The 14320-nt window shown below is 57.8% G+C and carries 12 protein-coding genes; 8 read left to right on the plus strand and 4 right to left on the minus strand.

Annotation, left to right across the window (positions count from 1 at the left end; translation table 11 throughout):
* Positions 1-145: 145 nt before the first annotated feature.
* The 4 genes from bhcA to bhcD all read left to right on the plus strand — a co-directional run bounded on the left by bhcA (position 146) and on the right by bhcD (position 4586).
* Positions 146-1336 (plus strand): L-aspartate--glyoxylate aminotransferase BhcA, encoded by a 1191-nt coding sequence (gene bhcA / locus ACR0C3_RS14775; RefSeq protein WP_480759150.1) that lies wholly within the window; start codon positions 146-148, stop codon positions 1334-1336.
* Positions 1336-2304: a beta-hydroxyaspartate dehydratase BhcB gene (bhcB, locus tag ACR0C3_RS14780; protein WP_480759151.1), complete on the plus strand. Its 969-nt coding sequence runs from the start codon at positions 1336-1338 to the stop codon at positions 2302-2304. The genes bhcA and bhcB overlap by 1 nt, the downstream gene beginning before the upstream one ends.
* Before the next feature lie 42 nt (positions 2305-2346).
* Positions 2347-3510, plus strand: coding sequence for a 3-hydroxy-D-aspartate aldolase BhcC (gene bhcC / locus ACR0C3_RS14785; RefSeq protein WP_480759153.1), 1164 nt, complete (start codon positions 2347-2349; stop codon positions 3508-3510).
* A gap of 110 nt (positions 3511-3620) precedes the next feature.
* Entirely contained in the window at positions 3621-4586 is a 966-nt protein-coding gene (gene bhcD / locus ACR0C3_RS14790) for an iminosuccinate reductase BhcD (protein WP_480759154.1), read from the plus strand.
* 185 nt (positions 4587-4771) lie between these two features.
* Here the strand turns inward: bhcD and ACR0C3_RS14795 are convergent, their stop codons facing one another.
* Together ACR0C3_RS14795 and puuE are read right to left on the minus strand one after the other, a co-directional pair.
* Complete coding sequence (locus ACR0C3_RS14795; protein WP_480759156.1) at positions 4772-5257, minus strand: ureidoglycolate lyase; 486 nt, start codon at positions 5255-5257, stop codon at positions 4772-4774.
* Entirely contained in the window at positions 5254-6666 is a 1413-nt protein-coding gene (puuE, locus tag ACR0C3_RS14800) for an allantoinase PuuE (RefSeq protein ID WP_480759157.1), read from the minus strand. The genes ACR0C3_RS14795 and puuE overlap by 4 nt, the downstream gene beginning before the upstream one ends.
* A gap of 146 nt (positions 6667-6812) precedes the next feature.
* Here puuE and uraH point away from each other — a divergent pair, with 146 nt between their 5' ends.
* Positions 6813-7166, plus strand: coding sequence for a hydroxyisourate hydrolase (gene uraH, locus ACR0C3_RS14805; RefSeq protein ID WP_170378283.1), 354 nt, complete (start codon positions 6813-6815; stop codon positions 7164-7166).
* 10 nt (positions 7167-7176) lie between these two features.
* On the opposite strand, the gene ACR0C3_RS14810 is transcribed toward uraH, so the two are convergent.
* Positions 7177-8088 (minus strand): LysR family transcriptional regulator, encoded by a 912-nt coding sequence (locus tag ACR0C3_RS14810; RefSeq protein ID WP_480759158.1) that lies wholly within the window; start codon positions 8086-8088, stop codon positions 7177-7179.
* A 101-nt stretch (positions 8089-8189) separates the two neighbouring features.
* Between ACR0C3_RS14810 and ACR0C3_RS14815 the strand changes: the two genes are divergently transcribed.
* The gene (locus tag ACR0C3_RS14815; protein WP_480759159.1) at positions 8190-9422 is read left to right on the plus strand and encodes a urate hydroxylase PuuD; all 1233 of its coding nucleotides are present in this window, start codon (positions 8190-8192) and stop codon (positions 9420-9422) included.
* Positions 9423-9463: 41 nt separating this feature from the next.
* Here the strand turns inward: ACR0C3_RS14815 and ACR0C3_RS14820 are convergent, their stop codons facing one another.
* A complete protein-coding gene (locus ACR0C3_RS14820; protein ID WP_480759161.1) occupies positions 9464-10366 on the minus strand; it encodes a LysR family transcriptional regulator in 903 nt (300 codons plus the stop codon).
* Between the two features lie 154 nt (positions 10367-10520).
* Between ACR0C3_RS14820 and xdhA the strand changes: the two genes are divergently transcribed.
* Together xdhA and xdhB are read left to right on the plus strand one after the other, a co-directional pair.
* Complete coding sequence (xdhA, locus tag ACR0C3_RS14825; protein ID WP_480759162.1) at positions 10521-11984, plus strand: xanthine dehydrogenase small subunit; 1464 nt, start codon at positions 10521-10523, stop codon at positions 11982-11984.
* A gap of 15 nt (positions 11985-11999) precedes the next feature.
* Positions 12000-14318 carry a xanthine dehydrogenase molybdopterin binding subunit gene (gene xdhB, locus ACR0C3_RS14830; RefSeq protein ID WP_480759163.1) on the plus strand — a complete coding sequence of 773 codons (2319 nt, stop codon included), beginning with the start codon at positions 12000-12002 and terminating at the stop codon, positions 14316-14318.
* The last annotated feature ends 2 nt before the right edge of the window (positions 14319-14320 follow it).

The raw sequence follows: 14320 nt of genomic DNA on the forward strand, positions 1-14320 counted from the left end.
ATTTTAATTCATCATATGAAAAACATAAGATACTGACAACTATAATTTAAATCGCGACTATTAGTTTTTGAAAATCGTTTTCAAAAAAATTTAAAATCAAGAAGCTTGCCCTTAGGATGTCCCCAACGACGGAAGGAGACCATCCATGAGCTTTCAAAATCCCGTTTTCATTCCGGGCCCGACCAATATCCCTGAAAGCCTGCGCAAGGCTTGTGACATGCCCACGATCGACCACCGGTCGCCGCTGTTTGGGCAAATACTGCACCCTGCTCGCGCAGGTGTTCGGAAGGTTCTGAAAAGCGACAGCGCCGAGGTGTTCATCTTTCCCTCGACCGGGACAGGCGGCTGGGAAACAGCTTTGACCAATACCCTATCCGCTGGGGACAAGGTTCTGGCCGCGCGCAACGGTATGTTCAGCCATCGCTGGATCGACATGTGCCAGCGCCATGGGTTAATGGTCGAGATCGTCGAAACCCCGTGGGGCCAGGGCCTGCCTGCCGACCGCTACGAAGAGATTCTGACTGCCGACGCGAACCACGAGATCAAAGCCGTGCTTGCCACGCACAACGAAACGGCGACTGGCGTAAAGTCTGACATCGCTGCCGTGCGCAAGGCGCTGAACGCGGCAGGGCATCCTGCATTGCTGTTCGTTGATGGTGTTTCGTCCATCGCGTCGATGGATTTCCGCTTTGATGAGTGGGGCGTCGATGTGGCCGTCACCGGATCGCAAAAAGGGTTTATGCTGCCTGCTGGTCTCGCGATCGTCGGCTTTAGCCAGAAGGCGATGGAGGCGACCAGAACCGGCACCCTGCCCCGCACCTTCTTTGACGTCCATGATATGGCCAAGGGCTACGCAAACAGCGCCTATCCCTACACGCCTGCCGTCGGCTTGATGAATGGCCTAAACGAAGCCTGCGACATGTTGCTGAAGGAAGGGTTGGAGAACGTCTTTGCCCGCCATACCCGCATCGCCGAAGGGGTGCGTGCCGCTGTAGGCGCATGGGGGCTGGACCTTTGTGCCGCGAACCCTGCGGTCTATTCCGACACGGTCAGCGCGATCCGCACGCCGGATGGTTTCAACGCGGCCGATATCGTCACCCATGCCGCCGAGAAATACGGTGTCGCCTTTGGCGTTGGCCTCGGAGAAGTCGCTGGTAAAGTCTTCCGGATCGGACATCTGGGCAGCCTGACCGACGTTATGGCCCTTTCGGGGATCGCGACAGCCGAAATGTGCATGGTCGATCTGGGTTTGAACATCCAACTGGGTTCGGGCGTGGCGGCGGCGCAGGAATACTATCGCGGCCATCCAGCCGCCGTTCAGAAGGACGCAGCATGATGAAGGACCTCTCCATGTATATCCCGACCTATCTGGACATGCTCGAAGCGCATACCCGGATTGAGCCTTACATCCGACGGACCCCGGTTCGAACCTCGGACTACCTGAACGAATTGACGGGCGCCCAGCTGTTCTTCAAATGCGAGAACTTTCAGGAACCGGGCGCCTTCAAGGTACGCGGCGCCACCAACGCAGTGTTCGGCCTTGACGAGGAACAGGCGAAGAAAGGTGTTGCCACCCATTCCTCTGGCAACCACGCGTCATGCCTGTCCTACGCCGCAATGAAGCGGGGCATTCCGTGCAACGTGGTGATGCCGCGCACGGCGCCTCAGGCCAAGAAAGACACGGTGCGTCGCTACGGGGGCAAAATCACCGAGTGTGAACCCTCAACCACCTCGCGCGAGGCGACTTTCGCCCAGGTTCAGGCGGCCACTGGGGGGGATTTTGTCCATCCCTACAACGACCCGCGGGTGATCGCCGGACAGGGGACCTGCTCGCGCGAATTCATCGAGCAGACCGATGGTCTGGACGCGGTGGTTGCCCCCATCGGCGGCGGCGGCATGGTGTCCGGCACTTGCCTGACCCTGTCCACCCTCGCGCCCGAAACCGCAATCATTGCGGCGGAACCCGAACAGGCGGATGACGCCTATCGCAGCTTCAAGGCGGGTCACATCATCGCCGATGACGCGCCAAAAACCATCGCTGACGGCCTGCTGGTGCCGCTGAAAGACCTGACGTGGCACTTCGTTTCGAACCACGTTTCCGAGATCTACACGGCCTCTGAGCAAGAGATCATCGACGCGATGAAGTTGACGTGGAAACACCTTCGGATCGTGATGGAGCCGTCCTCGGCTGTGCCTCTGGCCACAATCCTCAAGAACCCCGACGCGTTTAAAGGCAAGCGGGTCGGCCTGATCATCACCGGTGGCAATGTCGATCTGGACAAGCTGCCCTGGCTGAACACCTGACCCAGCCGCGACAGACATCAATCCCGACACAGGAATACGGACATGAAAGATATGACCAATCTCGACGCATTCGAAGTAGGCTATGACATTCCGGCCAAGCCCGGAATGGATGAAGCAGATATCCAGACCCCCAGCCTTGTGCTGGATCTTGATGCGCTTGAACGCAACATCAAGAAGATGGGTGACTATGCCAAGGCCCACGGCATGCGCCACCGCGTCCACGGCAAAATGCACAAATCCGTCGATGTGGCGAAACTGCAGGAACGCCTTGGCGGAGCAGTGGGCGTGTGCTGTCAGAAGGTTTCAGAGGCCGAGGTTTTCGTGCGCGGTGGGATCAAGGACGTGTTGGTGTCGAACCAGGTGCGCGACCCCGCCAAGATCGACCGCCTGGCCAGCCTGCCAAAACTCGGCAGTCGCATTATTGTATGTGTCGACGACGTAGACAACGTCGCAGATCTTTCCGGAGCAGCCGTCGATCACGGCACTCAGCTTGAGGTCTTCGTCGAGATCGACTGCGGCGCGGGACGGTGCGGCGTGACCACTACGCCTCAGGTGATTGAAATTGCCAAAGCGGTCGAAGCGGCCGACAAACTCAAATTCACCGGCATTCAAGCCTATCAGGGTGCGATGCAGCATCTCGACAGCTATGAGGCACGTAAGGAAAAGCTGGATACCGCAATTGCGATGGTCAAAGACGCCGTTGACGGCCTTAAGGTGGAAGGCATCGATTGCGAGCTGGTTTCCGGCGGCGGTACCGGCTCTTACTACTTCGAGTCTAACTCGGGCGTATACAATGAGCTTCAATGCGGGTCCTATGCCTTCATGGATGCCGATTACGGCCGCATTCTGGACAAAGACGGCAACCGCATCGACCGGGGTGAGTGGGAGAACGCTCTGTTCATCCTGACCAGCGTCATGAGCCACGCCAAAGCTGATAAGGCGATTGTCGATGCAGGCCTAAAGGCGCAATCGGTAGACAGCGGTTTACCCGTCGTGTTTGGGCGCGACGACGTTGAGTACATTAAATGCTCGGACGAGCATGGCGTTGTGATGGATACGGATGGTGTTCTCAAGGTCAACGACAAGCTCAAGCTGGTGCCCGGTCACTGCGACCCAACAGCCAATGTGCATGATTGGTATGTCGGCGTGCGCAACGGCAAGGTCGAGGCCGTCTGGCCCGTATCCGCCCGCGGCCGCGCCTACTGAGACCAAACAATCAAAGAAATCTGGCTCGACAGCAGCCTGATCCTCGCCCGTGTGCCTCCTCTCCCTTCGGGACAAGCGCATGGGCGATCGAATTCCAAGTGGAGACTGACATGTTGATCGTACCCGAGCGTGAGATCGCCGGATTGATGACTCGCCAAGCGGCCTTTGATGCCGTCGAAAGCGTCTTTGCGGCAATGGCCGCAGGCGATGCCTATAACTTCCCTGTCGTGCGTGAGGCCATCGGCCACGAAGACGCTCTGTATGGCTTCAAGGGTGGTTTTGACCGCGCCGGCCTGACTTTGGGCCTGAAGGCGGGCGGCTACTGGCCGAACAATCTTGAGAAACGCGGTTTAATCAACCACCAATCCACGGTTTTCCTGTTCGATCCTGATACCGGCAAACCTTCGGCGATGGTTGGCGGCAACCTGCTGACGGCGCTGCGCACGGCGGCAGCCTCGTCCGTGTCGATCAAACATCTGGCCCGCGCAGATGCCAAGGTGATTGGCATGATCGGGGCGGGCCATCAGGCCGGTTTTCAACTGCGCGCCGCGCTGGAACAGCGTAGCTTTGAAAAGGTCATTGGCTGGAACTACCACCCGGAAATGCTGCCCAATATCGAGAAAGTCGCCGTTGAGGCAGGCGTTCCGTTTGAGGCGGTCGAACTTGACGGAATGACCGAAGCGGATGTGATCATCTCAATCACTTCGGCCTTTGCGCCTTCGCTGATGGCACACCATGTCAGCCCCGGAACGCATGTTGCTTGCATGGGGACAGACACCAAAGGCAAGCAAGAGGTCGAATCCGCCCTGCTGGCCAGGGCGCGTGTCTTCACAGACGAGATCGCGCAATCCATCACCATTGGCGAGGCACAGCACGCCGTCGCCGAAGGACTGATCAGCCAAAGCGACGTCGCGCAGCTTGGCGCGGTCATCAATGGAACGCATGAGGGCCGCTCGGCAAATGATCAGATTACATTGTTCGACGGCACAGGCGTTGGCCTACAGGATCTTGCGGTGGCCGCAGCGGTGGTCGACCTTGCCGTAAAAAAAGGGATCGCGATCGAGGTCGATTTCTGACGCCAAAGCGAGGCTGATACCTGGTTCCGAGCGGCAAGTCGCCCATCGGTTTGCAACGGACGGCCGGGGTCTATGCCCCGGCCTATGTCATTCCACTGGGAAGATTTTGCTGGGCGGTGGATTTTCTCTGCAGTTCCAGCTTCATGCACAAGGAAGCTGCGACACCCCGCGCATCTTCAAGCGATTTATTCGACGATAAGGTACGGGACCTCGAACCAATGCTCCTTTAGGTTGGGTCCAGTTCCAATTCTATCCACGACCGCAAAAAGCCCCGGATCAAAAAGCGGAGTCAGCACGCCGTGCCAGGTGTTGCGGTGATAGTTCACCCCCTGCCCCGGCGCAGTTAGGAACGCAATCGGGTGGCCGGGTTTCCCATCTTCATCTGGCGCGACAACCACAACGAACGGCTTTTCGGACAATGGCAGAAACGCCTGGCTGCCCTCAGGGTGACGCTCCATCATATCAAGCGTGATAGGCAGGCTGAAAGCCTCGGACTGGAACACGCTGATCCCGGCGCGGCCGTCGTGGAAATCCAACTCCGCGCGGTCATGATAGCGGGCGCATTTGCCCTGATTGATGTACTTGTCCACCTCACCCTCCGCTTGGATCACATCTCCAAACGGTGCAAAGGCCTCGGGGGTCAGGGGCTGCAGCTTCAACTCGATGGTCATTCCGAGAACTTCTCGATCAAGCGCAGCTCGGCGATCCTTTCGACCTGTCTGCAGGCTTCGTCGAACTCGGTATCCCGATCACTGTCAATGCGGCGGTGAAAGGCCTCCAGGATGCTGGCCTTCGTGTTGTCCTTGACGGCGATGATGAAGGGAAAGCCGAATTTGGAGGTATAGGCCTCATTCAACGCGGTAAAGGTTTCGCGTTCTTCATCTGTCAGCATATCCAGACCAGCCCCAGCCTGTTCCGCCGTGCTTTCCTTGGTAAGCCGCCCGGAGGCAGCAAGCTTGCCCGCCAAATCTGGGTGCGCCGTCAGAACGCGAAGGCGTTGCTCGGCCGTTGCGGTACGGAATACACGCGCAAGCGCGTTGTGGACACCAGCCGCATTGTCATGGGTCGGTCCGAGTTCAAGGTCAAACGCGCCTTCGGCAATCCAAGGGCTGTGTTCGAACACGCCGCCAAATTCGGACACAAAGGTCGGCTGGTCCATTTCGGACGGAGTGAGGCGTTGCATCGGTGGGTGTTCCTTTGCCCAGTGATCGGCAATCTGTTCACGTGTCGCGAACCAGACACCATCATGTTGTCTGAAATAGTCCAGCGCGCGTTTCAGCGCCATGGCGCGACCCGGACGGCCGATCAAGCGGCAGTGCAACCCGATCGAAAGCATTTTCGGCAAGCCCGCCTTGCCCTCGGCATAGAGCATGTCGAAACTGTCTTTCAGATACCTTTCGAACTGCGCGCCATTCGTATACCCGGCCTGAATCGCAAACCGCATGTCGTTGCAATCCATCGTGTATGGCACAATCAACTGATCCTTGCCCCCTGCTTTGATCCAATAGGGCAGATCATCGGCATAGCTGTCCGCGATATAGGCAAAGTCACCCTCTTCGGCGGCAAGATCGATCGTATTCATCGAACACCGACCCGTGTACCAACCGCGCGGAGGCTGGCCGGTGACTTCGGTGTGCAGTCGGATCGCCTCGCGGATTTGGGCGCGCTCGTCTTGCGGGTCCATATCCTTGTGTTCGATCCATTTCAGCCCGTGGCTCGCGATCTCCCAGCCTGCAAGCTTCATCGCCGCAACCTGCGCCGGGGCACGCGCCAGAGCGGTCGCCACACCATAAACGGTCACTGGCAGGTCTTGCAAAAGGTGGTGAACACGCCAGAACCCGGCGCGGCTGCCGTATTCGTAGATCGATTCCATGTTCCAGTGCCGCTGCCCCGGCCAGGGAGCCGCACCAGTAATCTCGGACAGAAATGCCTCAGATGCAGCGTCGCCGTGCAAGATGTTGTTTTCGCCACCTTCTTCATAGTTCAATACGATCTGAATCGCGATCCGGGCCCCATTGGGCCAGTTGGCTTTGGGCATTTCGCTGCCATAGCCGGTCATATCTCGTGGATAAGGCTTCACATCTGTTTCCTTCTTCTTGAGTTCCTCAATACTCCGGATAATCAAAGAAATTTTTCAAAAAATACGAAAAGCAGCTTCGGATAGTCTGGCTTTGCCCTCGGACGAGAAAACAGACTAAGGAATAAGCAACTTTAGGAGTGGCACAAATGACCGGTTACCTTACCACACATGTCCTGGATACTGCGCGGGGATGTCCCGCCGAAGGACTGAAAATCGAGCTGTACCGCATCAATGGCACAGACCGCACCTTGCTGAAAGCACTGGTGACAAATGACGACGGCAGAACCGACGAACAGATTCTGCCGCAATCCGAGTTTTCAACGGGCGAATACGAGCTGATCTTCTATGCCGGCGCCTACCTTGACGCGTCGGGCACGCCGCCCGAGGACCCTCGCTTTCTGGATGTGATACCGATCCGGTTCGGGATGTCCGAGCAGTCCCACTATCACGTGCCGCTTCTTCTATCCCCATTTGGATACTCGACCTATCGCGGCAGCTAAGGTCTCCGATTTAGGCATTCGCGGATATCGAGGACCCGATACGCTCTATAATGAACTCCATGAAAAGCCGCGTTTTGGGGTCTTGCATGCGGCGGTGCGTAAACAGGCACGCCATCTGAATAGGTTCCGGCGGCGTTTCTGTTGCAACCGGAACCAGATTTCCGGCCTTAAGGTGCTGTGCAATCTCAAAGATCGGCTTCAGCGCGATCCCGTGACCTGCAAGCGCCCAATCCGTCAATACATCGCCATCGTCCGATTCATAGCGACCAGAGACACGGAATCGCTTTGGCCCCGAAACGGTCCTGAGCAGCCATTGAAACTCGGTCGCACCAGGGAAACGCAGGTTGAGGCATTCGTGATTGTCGGCGATCAAGTCGTCTCCGCTTGCCGGCATTCCGCGTTTTTTGATGTATTTTGGGGATGCGCACAGCACTCTTTCAACATCGGCGATCTTGCGAATGCGCAAGTTGCTGTCCTCGGGCTGCCCTAGGAAAAACGCAAGATCCAGACCTTCTGTTGTCAGGTCGACTTTTCGATCTGTCAGCCTCAGCCTGACATTGACCTCGGGGTACTCGGCCAAAAACTTTGGCACCTGCGGCGCGATCAACCTGCGACCCACGCCCAATGGCGCAGCCACGTAGAGAGAGCCTTTCAGATTCTCGGTAATATTGACGATCTGAGCCTCGGCGTTTTCGACGGCCTCAAGGATCTCAGCGGCCCCCCGATAAAACGATTGCCCTTGTTCGGTCGGCGTCAGGCTGCGCGTCGTGCGTTGAAAAAGGCGCACGCCGAGATGTTCTTCCAGTTGCGATATTCGCGCCGAGGTGACAGCCGGAGAAACCCTCAGATCGCGGCCTGCGGCGGACATGCTGCCCAACTCGTAGACTCGGACAAAGGTTCTGATGTTATCTAGATAGGACATTTTTTTGCATTTTTTGATACTGCTTGGTCTTTGCTAGCAATACCAGAACAAAGCAGTCTCGCATAGAGTGAGCGGAAGCAAAGAATCTTAGGAGCAAACCCATGTATGATCTGGCCGTAATGTGGGAGTGGATCGCCTTTTCCGTCCGCTGGCTGCATGTGATCACTGCGATGGCGTGGATTGGGGCATCTTTTTACTTTATCGCATTAGACCTGATGCTTAAGCCAAACCCTGCGCTGCCGGATGGGGCCTATGGCGAGGAATGGGAGGTCCATGGCGGCGGGTTTTACCACACCGTAAAATACCTGGTGGCCCCCGCGCAGATGCCCGAGCATCTGACCTGGCACAAATGGCAAAGCTACACGACATGGCTGTCCGGCGCCGCGCTTCTGATGATCATTTACTGGGTTGGAGGAGAGCTGTTCCTACTAGACCCGACCAAGGTCGATCTGGCGCTGTGGCAGGGAATTCTGATCTCGGGCGGCTCATTGACCATTGGCTGGTTGCTCTATGACCAGATGTGCAAATCCAAGCTGAGCGATCATCCCACCGTTCTGATGCTGTTGTTGTTCGTGATCCTGGTGATCATGTCCTGGGGCTACAACCAGATATTCACCGGACGGGCCGCGCTGCTGCATCTTGGGGCGTTTACCGCAACGATCATGACGGCCAATGTGTTCTTTCAGATCATGCCAAACCAGCGCATCGTGGTCGCAGACCTCAAGGCGGGTCGAACCCCTGACGCCAAGTACGGCAAGATTGCCAAAGTACGCTCGACGCACAACAACTATCTGACCTTGCCGGTCGTGTTCCTGATGCTGTCGAACCACTATCCGCTGGCGTTCGGCACCGAGTATTCATGGATCATTGCAAGCCTGATCTTCCTGACCGGCGTCACCATTCGCCACTACTTCAACACAATGCATGCGACTGGAACAGGCCCGCATTGGACCTGGGCCGTCACGGTCCTTCTGATGATCGCGATTGCATGGCTGTCCTCAGTCCGGTCCGGCGAAACATGGGAAGAGGCCGAAGCGCGCGAACTGACACCCTATGAACAGAAATTCGCCTCGGCCGAGGGGTTCGAGGCCGCTTATGACACGGTCCTGGGCAACTGTTCCATGTGTCATGCGCGCGAGCCGGTTTATGGCACAATGAAATGGGCGCCCAAGAAGGTCTATCTTGAAACGCCCGGCGACGTCGCCCGTCAGGCTGATCAAATCTATCTGCAGGCCGGGATCAGCCACGCGATGCCGCCGCCAGCTGCGGTACAAATGGATGACGAAGCCCGTCAGACTATCATCGCATGGGTGCGTGAAGTAAGAGGCCAGTAAGCCCCGACTTGTAGCAGGTGAAACAGGCCCCTCCTGCTGGTTTATCCAAAGAAGCTCTTGCTGTGTTTCGCGATGTGTTCGACGAACAGGCGTATTTTGGGATCCTGAAGTTTTTTATGCGGGTAAAGGCAGCCGAAGATGGTCGGCAATGGTGGTGTCGAGGGCAGAACCTCGACCAATTGGCCTGACACGAGATATTCTTTCACATCAAAGCGCGGTTTGTTGACGATCCCCTTGCCAGCCAAAGCCCAATCCGTCAGGACATCGCCATCATCCGCATCATACTTGCCCCGAACCTCAAGTTTGCGCGGACCCATGTCGGTGTTCAGGGTCCAGAAATACTCGGGCGATCTGGGATAGCGCAGCAGCAGGCAATTGTGATGAGAGTGCAATAGGTCATCCGGCGTTTTTGGCACGCCGAAATTCGAAAGATATTCAGGCGAGGCACATAGCAGCCGGGCACAATCCGCGAATTTCCGCAGTTTCATCGTGGAATCGCCCGGCTCTCCGATAAAGAAAGCGATATCCAATCCATCGGCCAACATGTCCACTTTTCGGTCGGACAGTCGCATGCGAATCTCGGTCTCTGGATAGCGCTCCGAGAAATCCGGAACCAGAGGCGCAACAATCCTACGCCCCACTCCCAACGGCGCGGTGATACGGATTGCGCCGCGAGGGGCGTCCGAAAAACTGGCGACGCGCGCCTCGGCGTGGTCCAACGCCAGCAAAACGGCCTTGGCCTCATCATAGAAAACCTCGCCGACTTCTGTTGCCGTCATCGAGCGGGTCGTTCTGTTGAACAGGCGCACGCCCAGATGGTTTTCAAGTTCTTTCAGACGTTTGCTGGCCACTGCCGGTGTTAACCTCAGATCACGACCGCCGGACGTGATGCTGCCCAGCTCCATCACCCGAACGAAGACCCGCAAGCTTTCGATGTATGACATTCATTCCTCCCACTGCGGGAAGACTGCGATGGTGGGATTTCTTTTTCAACGTTTTGTTGAAAGTATTTGTCATTTCCGACGATTTTAAGACTCAATCTCTGACTCTATGGTCCTGCGGCGACCCACCCGAAGGCAGGTGTAGAGGGAGACCAACATGACGCCGCGCACTGACATCCGATTTGTCCTGAATGGCAAGGATGTATCTGTTCCAGACGTATCAGCCGACCAGACTCTTCTGGATTTTCTACGTCTCGAACGACGACTGACCGGCACCAAGGAAGGCTGCGCCGAAGGGGATTGCGGTGCATGTACCGTGCTTGTCGGGCGGCTTGGGCGGACAGGTCTTGCCTATGCCCCAGTGAACGCGTGCATTCGGTTACTCGCCTCTTTGGACGGCAGCCATGTCGTGACGGTTGAGCATTTGTCCGGCCCCGAAGGTCGCCTTCATCCGGTACAGCAAGCCATGGTCGATCATCACGGCAGCCAATGCGGGTTCTGCACACCGGGCTTCGTCATGGCGCTCTATGCGCTGTGGATGCAAACGCCCGAACCAACAGAGGCGCAGGTCGAAACCGCCTTGCAGGGCAATTTGTGCCGCTGCACCGGGTATGAGCCGATCATTCGGGCGGCTGTTGCTGTCAGCCGCTACGGCACCCCGGCCTCGGACTACCTGAACACCGAACGTGAGGCCATGACCGCGCGTCTGGCGGCGTTGAAAGACGGGAGGCGCGTCGTCTCGGGACCGCAGGACAATCTGAGCATCCTTCCCTGCAACGTGGATGACTTGGCCGAGTGCCTGCAGACGTATCCAGAGGCCACCATTGTCGCGGGTGCAACGGATGTGGGCCTTTGGGTCACGAAATTCCTGCGCAAAATCGGACCGGCGATCTTTACCGGACATCTCGAAGACCTGAAAGCGGTCGAAAAACAGGGCCAGCACCTGCGGATCGGTGCAGGTGCCAGCTACACCGATTGCCAGGACCTACTGTCCGAGCATCTACCGCACCTCACCTCATACTGGGATCGTATTGCCGGGTGGCAGGTGCGCAACATGGGCACAGTGGGCGGCAACATCGCCAACGGCTCTCCCATCGGGGACACGCCGCCTGTGCTGATCGCGCTTGGAGCGGAAATCACGCTGCGGCGAGGGTCGGATGTGCGGACCTTGCCGCTGGACGCATTCTTCATCGACTACGGCAAACAGGATCGCCAGCCGGACGAATTTGTCGAAAGCATCCGCGTTCCCCTTCCCCAGCCAAAGGACCTAAACGCCGCCTACAAGATCTCGAAGCGCCGCGACGAGGATATCTCCTCGGTCGCGGCAGGCATTCATATGTCGGTTGAAGATGGCATCATCAACGACGCCCGCATCGCCATGGGTGGCATGGCCGCGACGCCAAAGCGCGCAGCGGCTGCCGAGGCCGCTCTGAACGGTCAGCCCTGGTCGCGGGAAAGTTTCGAAGCGGCAGCAACTGCTCTGTCTCAGGATTTCTCGCCCCTGACCGATTGGCGCGCCTCGTCCGACTATCGGATGCTGACGGCCCAGAACCTGCTGCGTCGGTTCTTCCTCGAACATGACGCCCAGACAGACACCCCCGTTCAACTGGCTTGTGCGTAACAAGGAGACGACACAATGAAAGACACCGTTTCCATCGTTGGAGCCGCCCACACCGACGTCAACCACGACAGCGCGATCAAGCATGTTACCGGAGGGGCCGACTACACCGACGATATCGCCCTGCCCCAAGGCGCGCTGCACGCCTATCTTGGCGTGTCCGACGTGGCCCATGCCAAACTGTTGGGCATCGATTTTGCGAAGGTTCTGGCGACACCCGGCGTTGTGGGCGTTCTGACAGCAGATGACGTGCCGGGCGTCAATGACATCAGCCCGACGCATCTGAACGACGAGCCGGTTTTCCCAACCGATACCACTCAATTTCACGGCCAACCCCTGTTTGCCGTCATAGCCGAGACTCGCGACATCGCGCGCCGCGCCGCCGAGCTGGCAGAGGTAGAATACGAAACCCTGCCCCATGCGCTTGACCCCATTGAGGCGCAAAACGCTGGCTACCCGCATGTCACCGCACCCCTCAAGCTAGAGCGCGGGGATGTTGCCCCGGCTCAGGCGGCGGCTCCAAACCGGATTCAGGGTCGGATGCGCGTCGGCGGTCAGGATCACATGTATCTTGAGGGTCACATCGCCTTTGCCATTCCGGGCGAAGATAATGATGTGGTCGTGCATTGCTCGACCCAGCATCCGTCCGAGGCGCAGCATATGGTGGCCCAAGTGCTTGGGGTGCCGTCCAACGCCGTTGTGGTCAATGTGCGCCGCATGGGTGGTGGCTTTGGCGGCAAGGAAAGCCAGATGAACCTGTTCTGCGTTGTGGCCGCCATGGCCGCGAAAAAGTGGAACCGCGCCGTCAAGATCAGGCCCGACCGGGATCAGGACATGACGGCGACCGGCAAACGCCATGACTTTGTGATCGACTATGACGTGGCCTTTGACGATGCGGGGCGCATTCAAGCCGTCGAAGGCAGCTTTGCCGCACGCTGCGGGTTCTCGGCAGATCTTTCGGGCCCCGTGACCGACCGGGCGCTGTTTCATGCGGATAACGCCTATTTCTACCCGAATGTGCGCCTTAGCAGCCATCCGATGAAAACCAATACTGTCTCAAACACCGCCTTCCGCGGATTTGGCGGGCCGCAGGGGGTGATCGCGGCGGAAAGGATAATCGAGGAAATTGCCTACGCCACGGGACAGGACCCTCTGGATGTGCGCAAGGCCAATTTCTATGGCACCGAAGAGCGGAACGTAACACCCTATCATCAAGTGGTCGAAGACAGCATTCTTGACCGGCTGGTCGGAGAGTTGGAGGAGACCTCAGACTACCGCCAGCGCCGCCAAGACATCATCGCTTTCAACCAATCCTCACCGATCCTGAAAAAGGGGATCGCTCTGACGCCTGTGAAATTCGGCATATCGTTCACGGCGACGTGGTACAATCAGGCCGGCGCGCTGGTGCATGTCTACAAGGACGGCTCGATCCATCTGAACCACGGCGGCACCGAAATGGGGCAAGGCCTCAACACCAAAGTCGCGCAGGTGGTGGCCGAGGCCTTCCAGGTTGATTTCAACCGGATCAAGATCACGAAGACCACGACCGAGAAGGTCCCGAACACATCCGCCACTGCAGCTTCCAGCGGTACCGACCTGAACGGAATGGCCGCGTTGAATGCGGTCGAGCAGATCAAGGAACGGCTGGTGAAATTCGCCTCGGAAAACTGGGATGTGAGCCCCGAGCAGGTGCTCTTTCACGCCAATCATGTTCACATCGGCGAAGAGGTTCTGCCCTTTGACGCTTTTGTCAAGCAAGCTTATCTGGCGCGTGTGCAGCTGTCGGCAGCCGGGTTCTACAAAACCCCCAAGATCCACTGGGATCGTGACAAGGGGCAAGGCCGCCCGTTCTACTACTACGCCTATGGGGCATCCTGTTCGGAAGTGACCATAGATACCCTGACCGGAGAATACCGGGTCGACCGCACGGATGTGCTGCACGATGTCGGACGCTCATTGAATCCCGTTCTCGATAAAGGTCAGGTTGAAGGGGCCTTTGTTCAGGGCATGGGCTGGCTGACCACCGAGGAGCTTTGGTGGGATGATGCCGGTTGCCTGCGCACCCATGCTCCGTCGACATACAAGATCCCGTTGGCCTCGGACCGCCCGCGTGTCTTCAATGTCAAACTCGCCGATTGGTCGGAAAACCGAGAGTTGACGATCAAACGCTCCAAAGCCGTGGGCGAGCCGCCTTTCATGCTGGGAATTTCGGTGTTCGAGGCTCTGTCAATGGCTGTAGCATCCGTCGCCGACTACCGAGAATGTCCTCGCCTGGACGCCCCCGCCACGCCCGAGCGCGTCCTGATTGCCGTTGCCCGCCTGCAAAACGGTGCCTAAAC

It is taken from the genome of Ruegeria sp. CK3, from assembly GCF_056536565.1.